The following is a 1,596-nucleotide window of genomic DNA, read 5'->3' as shown; positions in this document are numbered from 1 at the left end:
AGCGGAATATTTGAAATTAATACAATTGCCAATATTAATGTAACTAATCCTGCAAGTAAAACACTAATATGTCGCAATAATAATGCAGATAAAACCAATGAAACAATTAAGAATATTTCTGCAGTAATACTTCCAGAAACATCCGCATTAGTTACCGGACCCGGAGAAAACAATTTCTTAAATTGTTTTACAACATCAAATATCTGATCATATAGTTTCATAATATCCCTCCTACAAAGTTAGAAATTCCATTTGTAACCATATCCGGGAATAAACCTAATGCAACAATAATTATTAATAATACTCCCATTGCAAAAATCATTGCTCGAGGAACCTCCTTATTTTCAACATCCAAATCATTTGGCTTTGGTCTTAAAAACATTGCGTAGAATGTTTTTACAAATACCACAAATGTAGCTATACTTACCATAATGGCCAGAATAGACAGTTCAGGGAATCCGCAACTTAACGATGCTTGAACAAGCATTAATTTAGATTGGAAACCGCTTAAAGGAGGAACTCCAGCCATGGCCAAACCACCTATTAAAAGCATCAAACTTACTTTTGGATGATAAGCCAGAAGCCCACCTAGTTTACGTGTATCCACTTCATTTGTTGCATTTACAATAGCACCAAATCCTATGAACAATAATGCAGTAATAATAATCTCGTTTAATGCCTGGAATAAACCGGCGGTTATTGCATATTGAGTTCCAAGACCAATACCCAAACCAATGAAACCTAATTCTCCAACTGCTAAAAATCCAATCATTCTTCTGAAGTCTGTTTGTGTGAGTGCGAGTGAAACACCCAATATCATAGCTAAGATAGAGAAGAAAACTATGAGAACTTCAAAGATTGGTAATGTGGAGTATATTCTAAACATGATTAAAACAATTGAAATCATTGAAATAACTGTAAATGATTGAAGTAAAGCTGCTCCATGAGGTTCTGCTTTTGAATAAATTCCAGATTTTATAGTATGGAATGGTGGTAATCCTGAAGCATATAACCAACCAAAGAATATTAATCCGAGTGAAGTTAAAAATACTGGAGATGTAGCATCAACCAAACCATTATGAACTGCAGCGACAATATCTGTTACATTTACACTACCAGTCAATGCAAGCAAAAATCCGATTCCCAGAAGCATTATTGGAGAACCGATTGATCCCAAAATCATATATTTCAATGCCATTTCATAACTGTAATCAATTGATGAAGCTGCAACAATACCTACCTGCGCAAGTGCCAATATCTCAAAGAATACAAACATGTGGAAAATATCATCTGTTAATAACATCGCTGTAACAGCAGCAGTACCTAAGAACAATAAGAACAAATAAGGTCCTGAAACTTCTTTGTATTTTGTCAAATAGATGAATATAACCAAGAAGGTTAAAAGACCAATCATTGCTATGAAAATTTGTTGTAGGAAAGTAAATGAGTATGTGATTGCCGGATGATACATTACACTTGTCACATTATCCAATATAGGAGCATACCCTCCAAAGTAATGGAGACCATAATTAGAGGCTAAAGGTATGATTGGAAGACATATTGCAACAACAAAAGCAAAAATCTTAGTTACTTTGT

2 protein-coding genes are annotated in these 1,596 nt (G+C 34.1%); both read right to left on the bottom strand.

Features of this window, described 5'->3' with window-relative positions; translation table 11 throughout:
* The coding region (locus Q4Q55_RS09995) for a hydrogenase (protein WP_303372659.1) at positions 1–221 on the bottom strand (221 nt) is incomplete at its 3' end.
* On the bottom strand, positions 218–1,596 hold a 1,379-nt coding region (ehbF, locus tag Q4Q55_RS09990; RefSeq protein ID WP_303372658.1), incomplete at its 5' end, for an energy conserving hydrogenase EhbF. The genes Q4Q55_RS09995 and ehbF, both read right to left, overlap by 4 nt.

The organism is Methanobrevibacter sp., from assembly GCF_030539555.1.
In the GTDB taxonomy this organism is placed as follows: Archaea; Methanobacteriota; Methanobacteria; order Methanobacteriales; family Methanobacteriaceae; genus Methanocatella.
Note: the sequence above shows the minus strand (reverse complement) of the source record. Positions and strands in the feature narration are given on the sequence as shown.